This is a genomic window from Amphritea sp. GJ51-11, assembly GCF_055808735.1.
This window is the reverse complement of the sequence record NZ_CM147881.1, coordinates 4,011,491-4,031,584: the sequence shown is the minus strand read 5'-3', so window position 1 is coordinate 4,031,584 and position 20,094 is coordinate 4,011,491. Positions and strand designations below refer to the sequence as shown.

Below are 20,094 nucleotides of genomic sequence, written 5' to 3'. Positions count from 1 at the left end.
CGACGTTGTTGTTTTCAAGATAGCAGAGTAGGTAGTTAAGTATCTCAGATGAAGATGCGTATTCTCAGGTAGAGAACTAAAAAAAGAGAGCCATAGGGCCCTCTTTAATTTTTTGATTTTATGTTTTTTCAAGCCAAGTCTCCGTTCTTGATGCTTAATGCACTTCCGCATATTTGCGTTGTATCGCCACCAACGCAGGCTGGGCTTCCAGTGGTGCGTAGGCGATGGCTTGATCGAAGAGTTCTTTGTTTTCCTCGGAGAGGCGCTCTTCTTCGTTCATCGCAGAGAGTTTCTGCATCGCTTCCACAAACTTGGGGTGTTGTTTCTGCTTCTTGGCCGGTTTCATAGGAACTACCTCCTTAAGTTGACGACTGTATCGTGCTAACGGTTAGCTGCGATAGAGTGTCTGTATAAGATGAAAACCAAACTTTGTTTTCACCGGTCCGTGGATTTCCAATACTTTCTTGCGGAAAACCACATTGTCGAATGCTTTTACCATGGTGCCAGGCCGAAATTCACCCAGATCACCACCCCGTTTGGCCGAGTTACACAGAGAGTGTTTTTTTGCCAAGCGGGCAAAATCCTCCCCTTTTTCCAGTTGTTGCTTCAGCTTGTCAGCTTCGACTTTGGTTTTTACTAGAATATGCCGCGCTGATGCTACCGCCATATTAAAATACCTTTGTTAACACAGTAAAACGTTTTATAGCATTCTTACTTTAAAACGACGGCCTTTGATCTTGCCTTCGAGTAAGCGGCTGTGGGCTTTACGGGCTTCTTCACGCTTAACGGCGACATAGGCGGCATAATCGTAAATGTTGATTTTACCCACCGCACTGCCATCAATACCGGCTTCACCGGTGAGCGCGCCAAGGATATCGCCTGGACGTATCTTATCCTTTCGACCACCTGCAATGCAGAGAGTTCGCATAACCGGCTTAACGGGCTCTTCAGAACTGGTTTTTTTCAGGCTGCTGAGGGATTTAGTCTCGAGCGTCTGCGACAGGTATTCGCTGATGATATCCATCTTGTACTGTTCAGAATCTCGGAACAGGCTGATGGCCATACCCTCTTTGCCGGCGCGGCCAGTACGACCGATACGGTGAACGTAGATCTCAGGATCACGGGGTAGGTCGTAGTTGATCACCAGTGATAGATCACTGATATCCAGTCCACGGGCGGCCACGTCGGTGGCGATCAGAATGGTGTTACTGCGGTTGGAAAACTGCACTAATACCTGATCACGGTCGCGTTGGTCGAGATCGCCGTGGAGCGCGGCGGCAAAATAGCCCAGATTGCGCAGGTGTTCGGACACTTCACGGCACTGATCTTTGGTGTTACAGAAGATCACTGTGGACTCAGGGTTGAAATGGCTGAGAATGCGCGTCAATGCTTCAGGTTTTTTGGTTTGCTCGAGGGCATAGAAGGATTGTTCGATCTGACTGGTGCTGTGTACCGCTTCGACGGTCACCTCCACCGGATCACGCTGCAGGTCGGCGCTGAGCTTCTTAATGCCGTCGGGATAGGTGGCCGAAAACAGCAGGGTTTGACGCTGCTTAGGTGTGTGGTTGATCACTCCTTCAATCTGCTCATAAAAACCCATGTCGAGCATGCGGTCGGCTTCATCGAGCACCACGGTGCCGCAACGGGATAGGTCGAGTTTGCCTTTGCGGATCAGATCCTGAATCCGGCCGGGTGTGCCAACGATAATATGCGCGCCATGTTCCAGTGAACCAATTTGTGGGCCGACGGATTGGCCACCACAGAGAATCACCAGTTTCAGGTTGTCTTTAAAGCGTGCTAGCCGACGAATCTCCTGCGCCACCTGGGTGCTGAGTTCCCGCGTAGGGCAGATAACGAGCGCCTGAGTGCCGAAATCCCGCTGATTAATATTTAGCAGTAAGCCGATAGCAAAGGCCGCGGTTTTACCACTACCGGTTTTTGCTTTGGCAATGAGATCTTTGCCGTCTAGCACATGCGGCAGGCTGCGGGCCTGAATGGGGGTCATCTCGTTATAGCCAAGGTCAGCAAGGTTGCTAAGCATGGTAGGAGGTAGGTTCAGGGAGGAAAAAGCGGTATCAGACACAGTTGTACTCGGAATCAGGATTCAATTGGCCGCCAGTATACCTGATACGTACGGCTATCGCTGCTTTGTTAAGCGGGTTGTTCACTTAATGAGCAGTAAAGTTGAGGCTAAAGGCGCTGATCTAACGCGCTCACGCTGGGTGTCAGAAAGGCGCTGATATCGCCATCGAGTTTTAAGCTAAGGAGTTCATCGGCGCGGGTTTTTCCGTGGGTGATGGCGGCAATGGGGATGTTTCGTTGCGCGGCTTGTTTACAGAAGCGAAAGCCGGAATACACCATCAGCGAAGAGCCAATAACGAGTAACGCATCGGCTTGTTCTAAGCTATCGAGGGCGCTAAATACCCGTTCTTTAGGGACATTATCACCAAAAAAAACCACATTGGGTTTGAGCATGCCGCCACAGACCACGCAACCGGTGACGTTAAAACGGCTAAAGTCGACGCCTTCTAAGTCGGCATCGCCATCCGGCGCGGCACTGGCGGTATAGTGAGCAAAGGCTGGATTTTCAGCCGCCATCTGTTGGTGTATCTGGTTGCGATCATGCAGTTGCTGGCAGTCCATACAGATGACTTGGTCAGAACGGCCGTGAAGGTCAATGACCTGTTGCTGGCCAGCCAGTTGATGTAACCGGTCTACGTTCTGTGTGACCAGTTGCTGACAATAGCCTTTTTGTTCCAGTTGCTGCAGGCTGTTATGCACACTATTGGGCCGGGCATTGGCCATTAACGGCCAGCCTATCAGGCTGCGAGCCCAGAAACGTTGGCGGGTAGCGTGGCTGGTGAGAAAGTCACGATGCTGCACCGGCGGTTGGCGTTTCCACTGACCATTGCTATCGCGGTAGTCGGGAATGCCCGATTGAGTACTGCAACCGGCACCGGTCAGGATAAACAGACGTGGATGCTGGTGGATAAAATCACTGAGGGGCTGGCTGATAGCCACAGCGTTTACAGACGAGTGTTTAAGTGTCGGCATAGGGGTAGATGGCATAGGCGTAACTTGTTTTGGAATCGATGGCATAGGGATAGTGTAATCCATAGTGGCCGTGCTTGCGCGTTAACTAATAGCTATGTTCGTCGATGACCTGTCTGACGGTTTCTAAGGCGCTCTGTAAGCGTTCTAGGCAAACCGACCCGAGTGCTAAGCGAATAGCATGGGGTACATGCTCACTGGTGGAGAAAGGGTCGGCCGTTGAGACGGAAATATTGGCATTACTGAGGGCCATCACGACTTGATCGGCGCGGGCCTCTTCTGGCAAATAGAGCCAGATAAAATATCCGTTAGGGTGGCTGGCCTGATGTAACCCTTTAAACACTTTATGGGCCAGTGCTTGCCGAATGGCGGCATCTTGGCGTTTATCCGTTTCGAGTTGCGCGACAGTGCCATCTTCGATCCAGCCACAGGCGATAGCGGTGATCAGTGCTGGGGTATTCCAAGCGATCGCTCTGATGGTGCGTTCGAGCAACGGTACATCCGCCAGTGGGGCAGCAATAAAACCGATGCGCAGGCCTGTGGCCACACTTTTCGATAACCCCGAAACATAGAATGTGCGTTCTGGCGCTAGCGTCTGTAATGGCGGTGGCGGATTGTCTGCGAGGAAGGCGTAGGCAGCATCTTCGATGATTAATAGTTGGTGTTGCCGGGCTATGGCAACCAGCTGCTGTCGCTGTGCCTGCGTCATTATCCAGCCGAGCGGATTATGTAGTGTTGGCATTGAGTAAACTGCCTTGACCCGCCGCTGTTGGCAGAGTTGGGCTAAGGCTGTCAGGTTAGGCCCGTCATCATTGATAGGAATGGGTACTAACTCGAGATGATGAAGTTCAGCCAGTACTTTAAATCCAGAGTAAGTGAGGGCATCCACAGCAATGACATCGCCGGGCTGTAAGCGTGACATAACGGTGGCCGCTAGCCCCTGTTGGGCGCCACTAACAATAACAATATTGTCGGCACGGACATTCAGGCCTCGGGCATCAAGGTGGTGGGCAATAATCGCTCGTTCATGGGTACGTCCAGCGTGGGGTTGATAATGCAATAGGGCATTGATATCGCCGGAGATCGCTACTTGACGCAGCGCTTTACGCAGCATTTCTGTTTGCCGGGGTAGTGCCGGTGAGTTGAAGTTAAGGTCGATCATACCTTCGCGTGGAGCGAGTTGGTCGATACCGTGCCCAGGCGGTAGCGCGGTTTCTCTGACAAAAGTACCACGGCCCGTTTCACCGCTGACCAGCCCCATACGCTCGAGTTCGGTATAAACCCTTGAGGCGGTGACTAGGGCAATTTTTTCTTGGCGAGCTAGTTGGCGATGGGTTGGTAGCTGAGTGCCGGGGGACAGAAGTCCGTTGTGGATATCTGCCGCGAGGTTATCAACTAGTTGCTTGTAACGGGCCTGCACCATCTACATTGTATCCATGACAATAATTTTATCGTCATGAATTTAGGTCATATAATCGGTTAACGCAACTGATCTTATAGGCTTAACCGGTTAAATAGTAGGGTTTTATGCCGGCTGCATATCTAGAAGGAATCCCATGATGCATATTGCTATTCTAACCTTTGATGGTTTTAATGAACTTGACTCCTTGATCGCACTGGGAATTTTAAACCGGGTTAAGCGACCCGGTTGGCGAGTGTCTATCGCCAGCCCGACATTAAGGGTTGAGTCGATGAACGGTGTCATATTGGAACGACATATCGATTTGAGTGAAGCCAGCGAGGCGAATGTCGTCTTAATCGGTAGTGGCATGAAAACCCGCGAGGTGGTGGCCGATGCTGATTTGATGTCGCAGCTCGAGTTAGACCCAACGCGCCAGTTAATCGGTGCGCAATGCTCTGGAGCGTTGCTGTTAGCTTCGCTTGGATTATTGAATGGGATACCCGCCTGTACTGATTTGACCACTACCCCTTGGGTTAAAGAGGCGGGGATTGAGGTGTTACCGCAGGCCTTTTTTGCACAGCATAATATCGCCACTGCCGGTGGCTGCTTGGCCTCGCAGTACTTAGCTGCTTGGGTGCTGACTAGGTTGGAAGGAATAGAGGTGGCGCAAGAGGCATTGCATTATGTTGCGCCGGTGTCAGAAAAAGATGACTATGTTGCCCGAGCAATGGCTAATATCAGCCCTTATATCATGGGTGAATAATCTTAATTGTTGGCAATAAAAAACCGCGCGGGGCGCGGTTTTTAGTCGGTGAAGGGCTAGAGCTTACGCGTTCTGCTTGGCCTTCGCTTCTAAGCGGCGACGGTGCAGAACGGGCTCGGTGTAACCATTTGGCTGAATCCGGCCTTGAATGACGAGTTCTAATGCCGCTTGGAAGGCGACACTCTCATCGAAGTTCGGTGCCATCGGCTGGTACAGTGGATCAGCTTCATTCTGACGGTCAACCACGGCCGCCATGCGCTGCATGGTTTCCATGACCTGCGCTTCGGTACAGATATTGTGATGTAGCCAGTTAGCGATATGCTGGCTGGAGATCCGCAGTGTTGCACGGTCTTCCATTAGGCCGACATCGTTGATATCCGGTACTTTAGAGCAACCCACACCTTGATCGATCCAGCGCACCACATAGCCAAGGATACCTTGAGCATTGTTGTCCAACTCGTTCTGAATCTCTTCTGCTGACCAGTTAGTGTCGGTTGCGACTGGGATAGTCAGAATATCATCTAAGCTGGCACGAGGGCGGCTTTTCAGTTCTTCCTGACGGGCGAAAACATCAACCTTATGGTAGTGCAATGCGTGCAGTGCAGCAGCCGTTGGTGATGGTACCCAAGCGGTATTGGCGCCGGACATCGGATGCGCGATCTTAGCGGTTAGCATGTTGGCCATCTGATCGGGGATAGCCCACATGCCTTTACCAATCTGTGCGCGTCCTTGCAAGCCGCAAGCGAGGCCGTTATCGACGTTCCAGTCTTCATACGCGCCGATCCATGCCGCGGCTTTCATTTCACCTTTGCGGATCATGGGGCCGGCTTCCATTGAGGTATGGATCTCGTCACCGGTACGGTCGAGGAAGCCGGTGTTAATAAAGACCACCCGGTCTTTGGCTGCGCGGATACACTCTTTCAAGTTAACCGTGGTGCGGCGTTCCTCATCCATGATGCCCATTTTGATGGTGAAGTTTGGCAATCCTAGGGCGGTTTCTATCCGACCAAACAGGGTATTGGCAAAGGCAACTTCTTCGGGGCCATGCATTTTCGGTTTGACGATATAGATGGAGCCAGTGGTGGTGTTGCTGAACTGCCCCGTGCCCTTAACATCGTGAATTGAGATCAGGCTGGTCAGCATGCCATCGAGGATGCCTTCAGGAATCTCGTTACCGTCTTTGTCGAGAATTGCATTGTTGGTCATTAGATGGCCAACGTTACGCACAAACATCAGGCTGCGGCCTTTGACGCTCACTTGAGAGCCATCAACGCCGGTATATTGACGATCGGGGTTCATGCGGCGGGTGAAGGTTTTACCGCCTTTAGTGACGGCCTCGGTGAGGTCACCTTTCATCAGTCCCAGCCAGTTTTTGTAGGCGACTACTTTGTCTTCCGCGTCAACGGCGGCAACGGAGTCTTCACAGTCCATGATCGCTGTAAGAGCGGCTTCGACGATAATATCGCTCACGCCAGCTGCATCGGTGGCACCGGTTTGGCTATTGCGATCGATTTTGATATCGAGGTGCAGGCCGTTGTGTTTTAGCAGAATAGCGTCCGGCGCAGTGGTTTCGCCGTTGTAGCCGATCAGTTGGGATTCATCCTGTAGACCGGTTTCGCCACCGTTTGTCAGGGTGACGATCAGTTTGCCGTTGTCGATGCTATAACGGACCGCGTTTTTATGGCAGCCGTTGGCTAGCGGAGCCACTTGATTCAATACATTACGGGCAAATTCGATGACTTTAGCGCCGCGCACCGGGTTGTAGCTTGCGGTGATCTCTGCGCCATCATCTTCGGCGATAGCATCGGTGCCGTAGAGGGCATCGTATAGGCTTCCCAGCGTGCATTCGCCGCATTAAGAGCGAAACGGGCATTCATGACGGGTACCACTAACTGTGGGCCGGCCATGGTGGCCATTTCTGGGTCAACATTGCTGGTGGTGGCGCTGAAGTCTTCGCCTTCCGGTAGCAGATAGCCGATTTCCTGCAGAAATGCTTTATAGGTAGCCAGATCAAAGCCGTTGGCGCGGTTTTCGCGGTGCCAGTTGTCGATCTGTTCTTGAATGGCATCTCGTTTTGCCAGCAGGGCACGGTTTTCGGGGGCCAGGTCGTGGACGATGGCATCTAGGCCAGACCAGAACTGCTGTTCGGTAACGCCGGTGCCTGGAATAACCTGCTGGTTAACAAAATTGTAGAGAACTTCAGCAACCTGCAGGCCGCCTGTTTGTATCCGTTGACTCATAATGTACTGCCTCATTTGTAATCGTCCAGCTTCCGGTGCGAGGCAACCGGAACAGGTGATTTTTTGTATGCCGCAATCCAGTGGCTCCTATCAGCGCAACTGGTATTTCGGCTTGTGCGTCGCAACAATATCGCACTTTGCAAAGCCTGTCCCCTATAGCAATGCTAAAGTATGAAGCTAAGGCGAGGTATTCATTTCACATCGTGGGATGGCCACCGCAAAGTTACTGCTACGGTGGGTGCTAATAAATAAAAAGCTGCCAACGGCAGCTTTAATAGTGGGCTGTGAGTGCCGTTATTAAAACAGCCAGCTGGTGGGTTGCGGCAGAGGCTGCTGTTTGTCCAGCGCACTCAGGCCTTTGATGCAGCGGACAATAAACCACACAACATTCAACAGTAAGATCAGAAAGCCGATCAGGAACGAGGTCGTGATGATACCAATCACGGTATAGAGCAGAGCGATCCAAAAGGTGCGGATCTGCCATTGATAATGGCTTTTTAACCAATCTGGGGCATCGCCTTTATAGACATAGGCCATGATCAAGCCGACGAGGCCGGTAATGCCGAAGACGAGACTGGCCAGATAGAGAATATAGACAATCTTAGCGTTGCTGCCTTTATCTGTGGATTGTTGTGTAACGTTGTTCATGGTGAAAAAGGTCCTCGTTATGAAATGCTATTACGGATAGCGTCTGGCAGGGGAACGGAGCGGCCTGTCTTATGGTCCATCCAGACGACTTTGGAATAACCTTCACTGCAGATCAAATCAGGCTCATCGGTGGTACTGAGTTCATACCAGGTCATAAAGCTGCTGCGGCCAATCTCGCCAACAAAAATTTTAATATTAACGGTAGCCGGATAGCTGATGGGTCGGAGAAAGGTGCAGCCCACATTGATGACCACCGGATCAGTGCCGTTGCCATCAACCGCTGCGCCAATAGCGCCGAGAAACTGAACCCGCGCTTCTTCTAAATAGCGCATATAGAGTGCGTTGTTGACGTGACCGTAGGCGTCCATATCGCCCCAGCGAACGGCTATCTGACATTCATGTAGTTGTCGGCGGTTCTGGTTGTCACTCATTGCAAAGCTCCCTCAATTGTCATGGTTAGCGATGGATATTAACTTATTTTGGCGCATCATGGTCGGCGTTTTTATCGCTGTCGTTGCTTCTTAGATGCAGATCCAACTGGGGAAAAGCGATCTCGATGCCGTGTTCACGAAACAGCAGATCAATGGTGCGGTGTAGGTCATGGGTGGCCTGATTACGTTTATCCATCGAACTGATATAGGCTCGCAGCTCGAAATCTAAGGTGCTGTTGCCGAAAGATAAAAAATACGCCAAGGGTTGCGGTTCGCTAAGCACGTTCTTGTTGCCCGCCGCGGCCTGTAGGAGCAACTGGGTGACTAATCCGGTATCGGAACCATAGGCTACCCCCACCGGTACAATAATACGGGTGATAGGGTCGGTCAGGGACCAGTTGATCAACTGGTCGGTGATAAAGGTTTTGTTGGGAATAATCACCTCTTTACGATCCCAATCGGTAATGGTGGTCGCACGGATATGAATTCGGCTGACATTACCGGTGACACCACCGATGGTGATGGTGTCACCAATACGGATGGGCTTTTCAAATAGAATAATCAGGCCTGAAACAAAGTTTGCGACGATCTCCTGCAAACCAAAACCAAGACCGACGCCCATAGCGGCGATTAACCACTGCAGTTTGCCCCATTCCAAACCAAGGAAGTTCAGGAAGCTGATAAGGCCGATAATATACAGGGTGTATTTCAGCAGGGTGGAGATGGCAAAGCCGGTGCCGGGCGCTAGGGGTAGATAGTTCAGTACCAGCAGCTCGAAGAGTCCTGGTAAGTTACGTGCGGCGATAAAGGTGATGGTGAGTGCCGCGAGGGCAAAAACAACCTGCTTGAGGGTGATAAAACTGAGCACGCCACTATCACTGCTGCCAGTTGACCAGAGGGTCACCGAATCCAGTACATCGAGGGCTGGTAGGGTCCAGCCGAGAACCAGCCAGGCGAGGCTAATAAACACCAAGGCGGTCACGGTTTTAATGAGCATGTGGCCCTGTTCAGAGATCGTTTGAATATCAATGAAGTTTTCTTTTACCGGCGGAGTATCTTTCTGTTCTTCCCGGGCGGAAACAATCTCGGCTCTGCGGGCGAGTGTCCGATTAAAGTAGAGTTTACGTTCCTCTATTAATAGCCAGCGTCTTCCCAAACTAAAGATCAGGTAGGCGAGGATGGCGATACAGATCAGCAGGAACATCAGCCCGGTTAAAATGCCGGCGGAGAGCATATAACCCCATAGGGTCAGCCCGAGCATGGCGATATTGAAACCGATGATCAGGCCGATCCAGGCACGGGTGTTACTCCAGAATCGCGGTTGTTGCTGATTCAGGTTTGGTTGGGGTATGGCACGCCAAAGACTCAGCCAGAATAGGATAAAGGTGAGGGTAATACATAACAGAGTGAGTCGAGTGGGGCCGGCAATCACCATGTCATTGCTGCTGGGGTCGAGAATAAATAACAGCGCAATTAAGGGGGTGTTGGTCCAGAAGAGCATCCGCAGCCGTTTGCGCAATGTAGTGGTGAGCTGTTCAGGTAAGCCAAACTGCCCCTGTATCAACCCGTAGGAGCGCTGCATCCAGCGCATCACAGTTAGGTAGAGCCAACTGATAAAGGCAATAATATACAATAGGTTACTGATCGAGGGGGCATCGCTACCAAACTGCCTACCGAGAGCATAGATGAATAACGGGATCGGCAGTGTAACCACTGGTTGATACAGCAGTGGGCGAAGGGTGTGGCGAATATGGTCGAGGGTGACATTACCGATCTGTTTGCACCACTGGGGCTGGCGCTGTGTGAGGTAGCGTCGACAGAGCACCGAGAACGGTAGCGAGAGGATGAATAATCCTAGTGGCAGTTCTATTTTGCTACTCAACTGCGCAAGGTAGGGCTGCAGTAATTGGGGCAGTTCATCGAACAGTGCGATAAAACCTTTAATGATCACCCCTGGCCATTGGAACGATATCGGTTCAGCGCTAGGTAACCACAGTAGATGTTTGTTAAACAGTGCCCGACTATCAATAATCTGAGCGTTAAATTGATCCTGCATCAACAGCAGTTGTGACAGTTCACTAATGAGCTTTTGTTGCAGTGAGCGTTGTTCAGAAATCAGCTCGACATAGCTTTGATTGAGTTGGTTGAGTTTGCTCTGTTGTGCCGGTGATAGTTCGACAATGCCGGCCGGTTGAAGGATGGGTTGGCTGAGGCTAAGTTGGCTCAAGCGTAACGCTTTGAGGCGGTCTTTTGTGCCGTCTAATGTCAGCGTTTTCGGTAGCTTTTGGATATGTCTACGAATTTCTGAGCCGGTATAACCAAAGCCGAGTTCTAACTGTGCCTGAATGGCTTGATAGGTTTGCCGAATGACCTGTAGTTGCTGTTCTAGCTGCTTGCGTTGCTGGTTGGTTTGTTCGGCTTCGACAAAGCCTTGGCGGATCAGGTTGGCGGTTTCACTGTTGCGGGTTAGCGCCTGCTGTAGGATCGGGTTGCTGTCGGTGTCGGCGGTTTCTACCTGGCTCAGGGTCTTTTCTGCATCGGCACGGTTTTCCTGCTGTAGACGTTCCTCTGCGCTGTTAATCCACGTATTGTAGTGTTGAATCTGAGTTTGTAGATTGGTGAGATTGAGGCTGGCTAATTCTGCCCGGCCCGGTAGGGCAAGGATTTCCAGTTCGCTGACTTCCAGTGCGAGTTCCAATGCCATTTGTTGATATTCGCTGGCTTTGGCGCGAGCCTTCTGTAGGTCGGTGGACGGTGTAGCGATCAATTTACTGGGGCCGTTGAGTTGTTGTTCCAGCGAGGCTCGTTTGGTGCGTTGATTCAGCAGTAATTTATCGTTGTCACGAATCGTCTGCCGCAGCTCATCTTGGTTTTTTTCCAGGTCAATCAGGCGGGCTTTTACCTTGACTAGTAATGACTGTAGCTCGTCTTTAGGTAAGGGGGCATTTGACAGCAGTGAGTCGGCTGCCGCTGTTTGCTGACGGGCCCGTTCTCGTTGTTGCGGTTGCGCTTCTATCTCGGCGCGCAGGTTTTGCGCCTGCTGGCTCAGCGAGATAACGTCTTGTAAGTGTTGCAGTGTGAGCTGATAGGTTTCTTTGAGCGGATTGTCCGGATCATTATCGAACTGCTGTAATTGGCTCTGAAGACGATCTAAATCGGCATTAAGGTCCGGTGTTTCGGCGAACCCTTTAAGGCTGAAAAGGATAAGAAAAACAATTAACAGTCGCATGGGTCTTACCTTCAGGTGATGAAGTTTACTATATACAGCAATTGCCTTAGCACAAGGAATAAGTTGTAAATATGACCTAAATTATAGGCAGTAACGCATGTTAAATGCGCTGGGCCGATGGTTCAGAAGGAAATCTATTATGCAGATGTTAGATGCTAAATGCTTACGTAGCAGACTGCCTGTGTATAACCATGAAGATGGCGCTAATAGCAGTGAGTTGCTAGAAGAGTATCTCAATGGCTATCAATTAAACTCGATCATTCATGCTGGTCATAAGTTATTTGCGTCGCGGCAAACGGTGCTGGGGTGTACGTTGTTTGTGCAGCATTATTGTTGTCGTGATGTAAGCCAAGGGACGGCGGTGGTGGTGCATGGTTATTTTGATCACAGTGGCTTATATCGCCATCTTATCTCCTATCTGCTGGAGATCGGTTGGGATGTGTTGATCTATGATTTACCGGGGCATGGTTTGTCGCAAGGGCCGCCTCTATCGATCGATAGTTTTACCACCTATGCTCGACAATTAACCGAGTTGCTCGATAGTCGCAAGGAGCGCTTAGTCGGGCCTTGGGCGTTGTTAGGTCAAAGCACTGGCGCGGCGATCTTGATGGAGCAACAACTAAAATTCGGCCATCGTGACTGGCCAGTGAAGCATCAGGTTTTTTTAGCACCGTTGGTGCGTCCCTGTGGTTGGTTGCAGATCGTGAGTAAATATCGCTGGTTACGGTTTGTTTTGCGTTCGGTGCCGCGTACCTATGGGGTTAGCTCGGCGGATGAAGCCTTTTTGCATTTTGTGCGTTATGAAGACCCGCTACAGCATCGACGGATTCCGGTGCGCTGGATCGGCGCGATGTTGCGCTGGATTAATGAGGTAGAGCAGTCCGGTAGTTTGCCTACGCAACCGTTGTGTATTCAGGGGGTGGATGATGACACCGTTGAATGGCGGCATAACTTAGGGGTGATCGGGCGACTTTATCCTGGATTGGAAATTAAGCTATTGCAGAAAGCGAGGCACCATCTCGTCAATGAGGATGCCAATATTCGTTTGCAGGTGTTTGATCTGATTAAGCAGAAGATTAGCCCATCAGAGGCGCATTAAAAAAGGCAGCTTAAGGCTGCCTTTTGATCAATCCGAATACCCGTTATGTCATTAGAAAAGGCGACGGCAGCGGATAGTGCCTTTAACTTGTTTTAGTTTGCTCAGCGCAACCTTAGACGTTTCAGCATTTACATCGATGACCACATAACCCACTTTTTCGTTGGTTTGTAGGTACTGACCGCTAATGTTGATATCGTTTTCAGAAAATACGTTGTTAATAGCGCTCATGACGCCGGGAATATTTTCATGAACATGTAGCAGACGGTGAACATCAGGATATTCTGGCAACGCCACTTCAGGGAAGTTAACAGAGGTGATTGAAGAACCGTTATCGCTGTATTTGATCAACTTTTCGGAGACTTCATAACCGATATTTTCCTGAGCTTCCAAGGTTGATCCACCCACGTGAGGGGTCAGGATAACATTGTCGAATTCGCGCAGAGGAGAGATGAACTCATCATCATTTGAGCGAGGCTCAACGGGGAATACATCGATAGCGGCACCTAATAGGCGTTTATCAGCCAGTGCTTTACAAAGTTCATCGATCACCACAACGGTACCGCGCGCCGCATTGATGAAGATTGAATCTTGTTTCATCTCTGCGAACTGTGCTGCGCCCATCATGTCTTTGGTTGATGGGGTTTCTGGCACGTGTAGAGTGACGATATCACAGGTTGCTAACAGCTCTTTCATCGTCCCCAACTGAGTTGCGTTACCCAGTGGTAGTTTGGTGATGATGTCGTAGAAATAAACATGCATTCCCATGGCTTCAGCGATTACACTCAATTGAGAGCCAATGCTGCCATAACCAATGATACCCAGCTTTTTACCGCGAATCTCGTAAGAGTTCTTCGCTGATTTCTGCCATTCACCCCGATGTGCTTTAGCGTTCTTCTCAGCAACGCCGCGCAGTAGCAGGATCGCTTCAGCGATGACCAGTTCCGCGACTGAACGGGTATTTGAGAACGGGGCGTTGAATACCGCTACACCGCGCATGGTGGCCGCTGTTAGGTTAACCTGATTGGTGCCGATACAGAAACAGCCGACCGCGACTAGCTTTTTAGCCGCATCAAATACTTTGTCAGTCAGTTGGGTGCGAGAACGGATACCGATAAAGTGAACATCTTTCACTCGCTCTAGCAGTTCTTCTTCAGGCAGGGAGCCGGTCAGATATTCGATATTGGTGTAGCCGTGCGCATTCAGGGTATCCAGTGCTGACTGGTGCACGCCCTCCAGCAGCAGAATCTTGATCTTGCTTTTTTCCAGAGAGGTTTTTGGGCTCATGGTATGGATCTCTTTTTAAGTGGGATAACCCTGTGTGTGGCAGGTATCCCCGGATTAGCCGATAAAAGAAAGGGCGCTATGTTAACACAGTGTTAGCGCAAAAGGGTGAGGCTGGGGACGGCGCGATGGTGAATTTTTATTCAACCAAACATGAATCAAAATCACTTAGTGAAATAAAGAGTGATTCGGATTCATGTTTTGCCTCCGATTAAAGCGTGCTATCAGCTATAAATACACAGATATGCGGTCGGTTGCGCGACCTGCAGCTGGAATGTCTGATTGGCTGCTACGCGAAATTCGCTGCCGCTTGGAAAGGATTGCCACGCATCGCTGCCGGGTAGTTTGACCACGAGTTCGCCACTGATCACTTTCATCAGTTCGTTTTCAGAGGTGCCAAATTCATAATCGCCCGCAGCCATCACCCCGGAAGTTACTTTGCCTTCCGCATTTTCAAAGCCGATAGATTTTACCGCACCATCAAAGTATTCGTTCACGGTTAGCATGTTATTACTCCTATAAATGGGAGCGCTATAGTAGATATCTTTGGCGATATTGTCATCTATTTGAGCGACTTGAATGTTTCAGTAGGTAATCAACAAAGGCTTGGTTAGCACGGGATAGGTAGCTTTGTTTGCGCCAAGCGATACTGAGATCGAAGCGCAGCGGTGTTTCAAAGGGCAGACCGATCAGGTCGCGGGCATCATCGATGGCGGGGCGCAGCAGGGCCGAGATGCCAAAGCCATGACGGACGACAGATTGAATCAGCGGTATAAGGTTGGTCTCAAAGGAGATTTTTGGCGTCATATGATACCGCTTTGCCAGTTGCTCGGTGACCTGTCGATGAAAAAATCCCTCTTTAAAGAGCACCAGCTCTTCCTCAAGAAAGGCTGTGTAGCTGACACTTTTCTGTTGCGCCAGCGGGTGGTCTGGGCTGACGCACACCAGTATCTCTTCTTGTAAGAGGTGGATCTTTTCGAGTTCATCGGCTTTGCCGTCATCGACCACAATGCCGATATCCAGCTCCCCCTGTTCGATCTGTTTCCGAATATGGGTGGTGCCGCCCTCCACCACGGAGAGCTGAATATCGGGATAGCTGTGACGAAAGCCCATGAGAAACTCCGGCAGATAATAAGAGCCGAGCATGCTGGGAATACCGACCCGGACTTGGCCCTTGGATAGCCCGGTAAGTTCCTGCATTTCGAGTTCAGCATCTGCGACTGCCTGGAGTATTTTATCGGCATGCAGGCGTAACCGTTCACCTTCGTCTGTCAGGGTGATACGCCGCTCGGTACGATGAAACAGTTTTAGGCTAAGTTGTTCTTCGAGCCGTTTGATCGACATGCTAACTGCGGGCTGGGCGAGATGTAGCTTTTCGGCGGCACGAGTGAAATTAGCCTCCCGGGCAACCATTTGAAAGCAACGTAGCGCACGAATATCCATACTTCACCTAAAGACCGTAACGATGTGGCGGTTGTTAATAATACATCACAAAAATTTATAGATATTATCATTTTTATATATTTCTGTGATTTTAGAACGACTGCTAAGCTGACACTCTCTTTTTTGCGAGCACTGACATGATCGAATCGGGTAGTAAACAGTTCTGGCGGGCCACGATTGCCCTGTGCATTGGCTCATTCATGATTTTTGCAAATGTCTATGTCACCCAGCCGATATTGCCGGAGCTGCAGCGGGAGTTTGGCTTGACGACGCTGGAAGTCAGTTGGTCCTTTACCATCACCACGCTGATGTTGGGTTTGTCACTACTGTTTTACGGCCCCTTGTCGGATGCGCTAGGGCGACGTTCATTAATGCTGCTGAGTATGGCCGGGGTATGCCTCTGTACACTGTTATTATCCCAAGCCGATAGCTTTGCCTCGTTGGTGATTTTAAGGGGTGTGCAAGGGCTGTTCCTCGGTGGCCTGCCGGCGATCGCGATTGCCTATATGGGAGATGAGTATTCCCGCAAAGCGCTGCTGTTAGCGGTGGGTTTGTATATCAGCGGTAACTCTATAGGTGGGATTTCTGGTCGCTTAATCGGTGGTTTTGTCGGCGAGTGGCTCGGTTGGGCCGATCTGTTTTTGATGATGGGGGTTGTTAGTGTGGTCTGCTTTATACTGTTTTGGTGGCTACTACCGACGTCGAAACAGTTTACAGCTCAGCCTTTGCATCTGCCGACAATGCTGTCACGTTTGAAAGGTCATCTGTTGAATCCGTTACTGCTACTGGTGTATCTGATTGGCGGGCTGAACTTTTTTATCTTTATAAATCAATATAGTTATATTACTTTTGTGTTATCGGATGCGCCTTACCATCTGAGCCCTATCTGGCTTGGGTTGTTATTTTTAACCTATTTGACCGGTACGGTCGGCTCGACCCTATCAGGCCGCATTGCCCAGCGGGTGGGGCAGCTGAACTGCATTAAAGCAGGTATTGTTATTTTAATGAGCGGTAGCCTGTTAACTTTGAGCGATAGTCTACCGTTGATTGTACTGGGCTTTTTTATCAACAGTTTCGGCTTCTTCTTTGCTCATTCCAGTGCTAGCAGCTGGGTTAGTCATCAGGCTACCCATGCCCGAGCCAGTGCCTCATCGTTGTATCTGGTGTTCTATTATCTGGGGGCGAGTAGTGGGGGCTTCTATCTTGATCCTTTCTGGCAGTGGCTAGGCTGGGAGGGCGTGGTGCTAGGGTCGATTATCGTCTTGTTGCTAACCTTGTCGTTAACCTTAGCATTGAGCTCGCTGTGTGCCAGAGGTATGATCAAAGCCCATTGAATCACGGGATTCTCCGTGCGTTGATAGAATACCTTTTGCCGGCGATGCCGAATTTATTGTCAGACTTCCTAAAGGGGATGGAGCATTGATCATGCAGTATAAACATCAGTATATAGATGGCGTTGCCGCCGATCTGCCAGTAGGCAAAGTGGTATGTGTTGGGCGCAACTATGCCGATCATGCGGCCGAGTTGAATAATCCGATCCCAACAACCCCGATGTTGTTTATCAAGCCCTCAACGGCCGTTGTGCCGATGGCCGAGTCTTTTACTGTACCCGTGGACTTTGGATCGGTGCATTTTGAAACTGAAATGGCGATTTTGATCGGCCAGCCACTGAAGAATGCGACCCATGATGAGATTGAGGCCGCCATTGCGGGTGTTGGTGTTGGTCTTGATCTGACACTGCGGGAAGTACAGGGTAAACTGAAAGAGCAGGGATACCCTTGGGAAAAGGCCAAAGGCTTCGATGGTTCATGTCCGCTATCGGCGTTTTTAGAGCCATCGGTGGCCGGTGACCTGCAAGATCAGCAGATCCGCTTGACGGTGAATGGTCAAGTTCGCCAGGACGGTAATAGCAGCCTTATGCTGAACAAGGTTTATCCACTGATCGCGTATATGAGCCACTATTTCACCCTGTTACCGGGCGATGTAGTGCTGACGGGTACTCCAGCCGGTGTTGGTGCAGTGAACCCTGGGGATAAGTTGTTGGTTGAGTTGGGTGATAAGCTGCGTGTTGCAACACAGGCGATCTGAATAACGGCTTCATGATAGGGCTGAATAAGCCCTTATCTATGCCTTTTAATACGCTCTAAGATAAAAGGAATCGTACTGATGCTATGGGTCAAGGTGTTTCATATTCTTGCAATGACCAGTTGGATGGCGGGTATCTTCTATCTGCCGCGGATTTTTGTTCATTATGTCGAGGGGCGGGAAGCGGGGCAGGATGTTGCGCGGTTGGAGGTTATGGCCGCCAAGCTATTTGGCTTTATGTCGATTATGGCGTTGTTTACCCTAGGCTTGGGCTTGTGGCTTTGGCTGGGCTATGGTATTGCCGGTGGCTGGTTGCATGCTAAGTTGTTGTTTGTTGGCTTACTGATTGGCTATCACTTCTGGTGTTTTGCTTACCTGAAGAAGGCGCAGGCCGGTACTTTGGATAATACCGGGCGTTATTTTCGGTTTTTCAATGAGTTGCCGCTGCTGATCTTTATACCGATTCTAGTGTTTGTGGTGGTTAAACCATTCTGAGATGGGCGACGGGTGCTGCCCGTTAGCCTTCAATCTTTTGGCGTAGCCGTTCGATTCGCGCGGCAGCTCGATCGGTTTCTTGCCGTAGGCTGTCTGTCTGTGAGGCAAACCGATTGATTTCTGGGCGGCTCGGTAAGAGGCGCAACTCCTCTTTGACATACTCTTCGACATTACGCATCAGACTATTGCCAGTGTGCAGGTAAAATGTCGCTTTCCACTTGAGATAGCGGGCCAGTTCGTGGGCCGGTAGATCACCCAGAATCTGTGCCAGAAGGCCTTCCCAATCTAATGCGGTATCAATCAATATCTGGCTGAAACGGGTGGCGAGGGCATTATCGCCGCTCACCTGAATCGTTTTGCCGAACATCGCTGCGCTATTATCTGTGGCACTGAGCAGGCGTAGGAAGTCGCTTGGGCTGCCACTGAGGGTTACATCGGCATCGGCCCGCTCGATCATATCCAGTTGGATGCCGTTATGGCTTGGCTGCAAGGAAAGCGAGATGGTGGGCGCTGTGAGCTGGATAGCAATCACCTTGCCATCCAGTTGGCCAAGCTGAGCGACGCTCTCTGGGTTGAGTAACAAGAGGCGATTAAGCGCCTCTTCCGCCAGTGTCAGTATGGTTGCATTGAGGGTTCCGATACTCATCACGAATTACGGCTTAATGCCGGTATGCAAGGCGACGATACCGCCGGTCATATTCTGGTATTTACACTGGGTCAGTCCGGCTTCTTCCATCATTCCCTTAAGGGTTTCTTGGTCGGGGTGCATGCGGATCGATTCGGCGAGGTAGCGATAGCTTTCTTCATCGCCAGCAATCAGTTTGCCGATTTTAGGCAGCAGATTGAATGAATAAATATCATAGGCTTTGGTTAGCAATGGGTTATCGGTTTTGGAAAACTCCAACACCATAACCTTACCGCCGGGCTTAAGTACCCGCGCCATCGATGCCAAGGCTTTTTCTTTGAAGGTCACATTGCGCAGACCAAACGCAATGGTAATGCAGTCAAAGGTGTTGTCGGGGAACGGCAGTGCTTCGGCGTTGGCTTGGACAAACTCAACGTTTCCGGTAATGCCGCGGTCCATCAGTCGATCACGGCCCACTTTTAGCATGGAATCGTTGATATCGGCGAGGACGACCTTGCCTTCTGCGCCGACTAAACGGGAGAAACGCATGGTCAGGTCGCCGGTGCCGCCAGCAATATCTAATACTTTATGACCGCGCCGCACGCCGCTTTGCTCGATTGTTAAGCGTTTCCAGATGCGGTGAATCCCGCCGGACATCAGATCGTTCATGATGTCGTACTTGCTGGCGACAGAGTGAAAAACGTCAGCAACCTTGTCCTGTTTTTCGTCCACTTTTACTTGTTCGAAGCCAAAGTGGGTTTTGTCCTGAGATTCTTTCTGGTCAGTCATGGGAAACCTGTAATCTGCATAATTCGCGTTGTCGCATTCTACCTTTGCAACCGGCAATTGTCTTCACTCTTACCGCATCAACTGATCTGGCTTAAGATAAAGCGTATGAATGCCCCGGTATGGAGGTTAGCCCTTCGCGATCATATTGCCATGTCGGGTTTGGCCTGCTTCAGCGAGATTAGCCAGGTAGCGATCCCAATAGGTATCATAATGTTGGCACAGGTCGTACAGGTATTCCCAGGTGTACAGGCCGCTATCATGGCCATCATCAAAGATGATTTTGAGCGCATAGTTGCCGACGGCTTCCACGCCTTTGATGCCGACCAGTTGTTTACCGGTTTGCAAGGTGCCGTTACCGATCCCGTGACCACGCACTTCGGCTGATGGCGAGTGAACGCGCAGATACTCAGCACTCAGCTCAAACTGTTCCTTATCACTGTAGATCAATTCAAGGGTTTTTGATTTTGCGTGTAACTTGATGTCTTTAGGCAGTGGTGCGCTCATGAGCAGACT

The 20,094-nt window shown here is 50.5% G+C and carries 19 protein-coding genes and 1 pseudogene; 5 read left to right on the top strand and 15 right to left on the bottom strand.

All coding sequences use genetic code 11. The features are described 5' to 3' along the window. Window positions 1–154: 154 nt before the first annotated feature. The 5 genes from AC0L4K_RS18190 to AC0L4K_RS18170 all read right to left on the bottom strand — a co-directional run bounded on the left by AC0L4K_RS18190 (window position 155) and on the right by AC0L4K_RS18170 (window position 4,474). Window positions 155–346, bottom strand: coding sequence for a hypothetical protein (locus AC0L4K_RS18190; protein WP_126157184.1), 192 nt, complete (start codon window positions 344–346; stop codon window positions 155–157). Between the two features lie 42 nt (window positions 347–388). Then, window positions 389–667, bottom strand: coding sequence for a peptidylprolyl isomerase (locus AC0L4K_RS18185; protein ID WP_473267458.1), 279 nt, complete (start codon window positions 665–667; stop codon window positions 389–391). Window positions 668–700: 33 nt separating this feature from the next. Then, the gene (gene dbpA, locus AC0L4K_RS18180) at window positions 701–2,083 is read right to left on the bottom strand and encodes an ATP-dependent RNA helicase DbpA (protein WP_473267457.1); all 1,383 of its coding nucleotides are present in this window, start codon (window positions 2,081–2,083) and stop codon (window positions 701–703) included. A gap of 107 nt (window positions 2,084–2,190) precedes the next feature. Continuing rightward, complete coding sequence (locus tag AC0L4K_RS18175; RefSeq protein ID WP_473267456.1) at window positions 2,191–3,069, bottom strand: NAD-dependent protein deacetylase; 879 nt, start codon at window positions 3,067–3,069, stop codon at window positions 2,191–2,193. Window positions 3,070–3,139: 70 nt separating this feature from the next. Next, the gene (locus AC0L4K_RS18170) at window positions 3,140–4,474 is read right to left on the bottom strand and encodes an aminotransferase-like domain-containing protein (protein WP_473267455.1); all 1,335 of its coding nucleotides are present in this window, start codon (window positions 4,472–4,474) and stop codon (window positions 3,140–3,142) included. 133 nt (window positions 4,475–4,607) lie between these two features. Between AC0L4K_RS18170 and AC0L4K_RS18165 the strand changes: the two genes are divergently transcribed. Continuing rightward, window positions 4,608–5,216: a DJ-1/PfpI family protein gene (locus tag AC0L4K_RS18165; protein ID WP_473267454.1), complete on the top strand. Its 609-nt coding sequence runs from the start codon at window positions 4,608–4,610 to the stop codon at window positions 5,214–5,216. Window positions 5,217–5,279: 63 nt separating this feature from the next. Here AC0L4K_RS18165 and AC0L4K_RS18160 read toward each other — a convergent pair. From AC0L4K_RS18160 to AC0L4K_RS18145, 4 genes and pseudogenes are all read right to left on the bottom strand, one after another. After that, a pseudogene (locus AC0L4K_RS18160) lies at window positions 5,280–7,456 on the bottom strand (malate synthase G). Window positions 7,457–7,753: 297 nt separating this feature from the next. Further along, window positions 7,754–8,104: a DUF4870 family protein gene (locus AC0L4K_RS18155; protein ID WP_417226463.1), complete on the bottom strand. Its 351-nt coding sequence runs from the start codon at window positions 8,102–8,104 to the stop codon at window positions 7,754–7,756. A 17-nt stretch (window positions 8,105–8,121) separates the two neighbouring features. Next, window positions 8,122–8,535, bottom strand: coding sequence for an acyl-CoA thioesterase (locus tag AC0L4K_RS18150; protein ID WP_417226465.1), 414 nt, complete (start codon window positions 8,533–8,535; stop codon window positions 8,122–8,124). 43 nt (window positions 8,536–8,578) lie between these two features. Beyond that, on the bottom strand, window positions 8,579–11,764 hold the full coding sequence (locus tag AC0L4K_RS18145) for a mechanosensitive ion channel domain-containing protein (protein ID WP_473267453.1): 3,186 nt from the start codon (window positions 11,762–11,764) through the stop codon (window positions 8,579–8,581). A gap of 139 nt (window positions 11,765–11,903) precedes the next feature. Here AC0L4K_RS18145 and AC0L4K_RS18140 point away from each other — a divergent pair, with 139 nt between their 5' ends. Then, entirely contained in the window at window positions 11,904–12,863 is a 960-nt protein-coding gene (locus AC0L4K_RS18140; protein WP_473267452.1) for an alpha/beta hydrolase, read from the top strand. Window positions 12,864–12,914: 51 nt separating this feature from the next. On the opposite strand, the gene serA is transcribed toward AC0L4K_RS18140, so the two are convergent. The 3 genes from serA to AC0L4K_RS18125 form a co-directional block, all read right to left on the bottom strand. Next, window positions 12,915–14,147, bottom strand: a complete 1,233-nt coding sequence (serA, locus tag AC0L4K_RS18135) for a phosphoglycerate dehydrogenase (protein WP_417226471.1) — start codon at window positions 14,145–14,147, stop codon at window positions 12,915–12,917. 221 nt (window positions 14,148–14,368) lie between these two features. After that, entirely contained in the window at window positions 14,369–14,650 is a 282-nt protein-coding gene (gene ppnP, locus AC0L4K_RS18130; RefSeq protein ID WP_417226473.1) for a pyrimidine/purine nucleoside phosphorylase, read from the bottom strand. A 52-nt stretch (window positions 14,651–14,702) separates the two neighbouring features. Further along, window positions 14,703–15,587: a LysR family transcriptional regulator gene (locus AC0L4K_RS18125; RefSeq protein WP_417226475.1), complete on the bottom strand. Its 885-nt coding sequence runs from the start codon at window positions 15,585–15,587 to the stop codon at window positions 14,703–14,705. A gap of 137 nt (window positions 15,588–15,724) precedes the next feature. Between AC0L4K_RS18125 and AC0L4K_RS18120 the strand changes: the two genes are divergently transcribed. The 3 genes from AC0L4K_RS18120 (at window position 15,725) to AC0L4K_RS18110 (ending at window position 18,167) form a co-directional block, all read left to right on the top strand. Continuing rightward, window positions 15,725–16,921, top strand: coding sequence for an MFS transporter (locus AC0L4K_RS18120; RefSeq protein ID WP_417226477.1), 1,197 nt, complete (start codon window positions 15,725–15,727; stop codon window positions 16,919–16,921). Between the two features lie 91 nt (window positions 16,922–17,012). Continuing rightward, window positions 17,013–17,675 (top strand): fumarylacetoacetate hydrolase family protein, encoded by a 663-nt coding sequence (locus AC0L4K_RS18115; RefSeq protein WP_473267451.1) that lies wholly within the window; start codon window positions 17,013–17,015, stop codon window positions 17,673–17,675. A 78-nt stretch (window positions 17,676–17,753) separates the two neighbouring features. Further along, window positions 17,754–18,167, top strand: coding sequence for a CopD family protein (locus AC0L4K_RS18110; RefSeq protein ID WP_417226481.1), 414 nt, complete (start codon window positions 17,754–17,756; stop codon window positions 18,165–18,167). 22 nt (window positions 18,168–18,189) lie between these two features. Here the strand turns inward: AC0L4K_RS18110 and AC0L4K_RS18105 are convergent, their stop codons facing one another. The 3 genes from AC0L4K_RS18105 to AC0L4K_RS18095 form a co-directional block, all read right to left on the bottom strand. Continuing rightward, entirely contained in the window at window positions 18,190–18,813 is a 624-nt protein-coding gene (locus AC0L4K_RS18105; RefSeq protein ID WP_417226483.1) for a ubiquinone biosynthesis accessory factor UbiJ, read from the bottom strand. Window positions 18,814–18,819: 6 nt separating this feature from the next. Continuing rightward, the gene (gene ubiE, locus AC0L4K_RS18100; RefSeq protein ID WP_417226485.1) at window positions 18,820–19,581 is read right to left on the bottom strand and encodes a bifunctional demethylmenaquinone methyltransferase/2-methoxy-6-polyprenyl-1,4-benzoquinol methylase UbiE; all 762 of its coding nucleotides are present in this window, start codon (window positions 19,579–19,581) and stop codon (window positions 18,820–18,822) included. A 126-nt stretch (window positions 19,582–19,707) separates the two neighbouring features. Next, entirely contained in the window at window positions 19,708–20,085 is a 378-nt protein-coding gene (locus tag AC0L4K_RS18095; RefSeq protein ID WP_473267450.1) for a gamma-butyrobetaine hydroxylase family protein, read from the bottom strand. Window positions 20,086–20,094 lie beyond the last annotated feature (9 nt).

What these genes read in the sequence shown, in the direction of transcription:
- AC0L4K_RS18115 (WP_473267451.1), top strand. Translation starts at nt 17,013, where the DNA reads ATGCAGTATAAACATCAGTATATAGATGGCGTTGCCGCCGATCTGCCA.
- AC0L4K_RS18110 (WP_417226481.1), top strand. Translation starts at nt 17,754, where the DNA reads ATGCTATGGGTCAAGGTGTTTCATATTCTTGCAATGACCAGTTGGATG.
- serA (WP_417226471.1), bottom strand. Translation starts at nt 14,147, where the DNA reads ATGAGCCCAAAAACCTCTCTGGAAAAAAGCAAGATCAAGATTCTGCTG.
- AC0L4K_RS18175 (WP_473267456.1), bottom strand. Translation starts at nt 3,069, where the DNA reads ATGCCATCTACCCCTATGCCGACACTTAAACACTCGTCTGTAAACGCT.
- ubiE (WP_417226485.1), bottom strand. Translation starts at nt 19,581, where the DNA reads ATGACTGACCAGAAAGAATCTCAGGACAAAACCCACTTTGGCTTCGAA.
- AC0L4K_RS18170 (WP_473267455.1), bottom strand. Translation starts at nt 4,474, where the DNA reads ATGGTGCAGGCCCGTTACAAGCAACTAGTTGATAACCTCGCGGCAGAT.
- AC0L4K_RS18165 (WP_473267454.1), top strand. Translation starts at nt 4,608, where the DNA reads ATGATGCATATTGCTATTCTAACCTTTGATGGTTTTAATGAACTTGAC.
- AC0L4K_RS18145 (WP_473267453.1), bottom strand. Translation starts at nt 11,764, where the DNA reads ATGCGACTGTTAATTGTTTTTCTTATCCTTTTCAGCCTTAAAGGGTTC.
- AC0L4K_RS18185 (WP_473267458.1), bottom strand. Translation starts at nt 667, where the DNA reads ATGGCGGTAGCATCAGCGCGGCATATTCTAGTAAAAACCAAAGTCGAA.
- ppnP (WP_417226473.1), bottom strand. Translation starts at nt 14,650, where the DNA reads ATGCTAACCGTGAACGAATACTTTGATGGTGCGGTAAAATCTATCGGC.
- AC0L4K_RS18105 (WP_417226483.1), bottom strand. Translation starts at nt 18,813, where the DNA reads ATGAGTATCGGAACCCTCAATGCAACCATACTGACACTGGCGGAAGAG.
- AC0L4K_RS18125 (WP_417226475.1), bottom strand. Translation starts at nt 15,587, where the DNA reads ATGGATATTCGTGCGCTACGTTGCTTTCAAATGGTTGCCCGGGAGGCT.
- AC0L4K_RS18155 (WP_417226463.1), bottom strand. Translation starts at nt 8,104, where the DNA reads ATGAACAACGTTACACAACAATCCACAGATAAAGGCAGCAACGCTAAG.
- AC0L4K_RS18150 (WP_417226465.1), bottom strand. Translation starts at nt 8,535, where the DNA reads ATGAGTGACAACCAGAACCGCCGACAACTACATGAATGTCAGATAGCC.
- AC0L4K_RS18140 (WP_473267452.1), top strand. Translation starts at nt 11,904, where the DNA reads ATGCAGATGTTAGATGCTAAATGCTTACGTAGCAGACTGCCTGTGTAT.
- AC0L4K_RS18120 (WP_417226477.1), top strand. Translation starts at nt 15,725, where the DNA reads ATGATCGAATCGGGTAGTAAACAGTTCTGGCGGGCCACGATTGCCCTG.
- AC0L4K_RS18095 (WP_473267450.1), bottom strand. Translation starts at nt 20,085, where the DNA reads ATGAGCGCACCACTGCCTAAAGACATCAAGTTACACGCAAAATCAAAA.
- AC0L4K_RS18190 (WP_126157184.1), bottom strand. Translation starts at nt 346, where the DNA reads ATGAAACCGGCCAAGAAGCAGAAACAACACCCCAAGTTTGTGGAAGCG.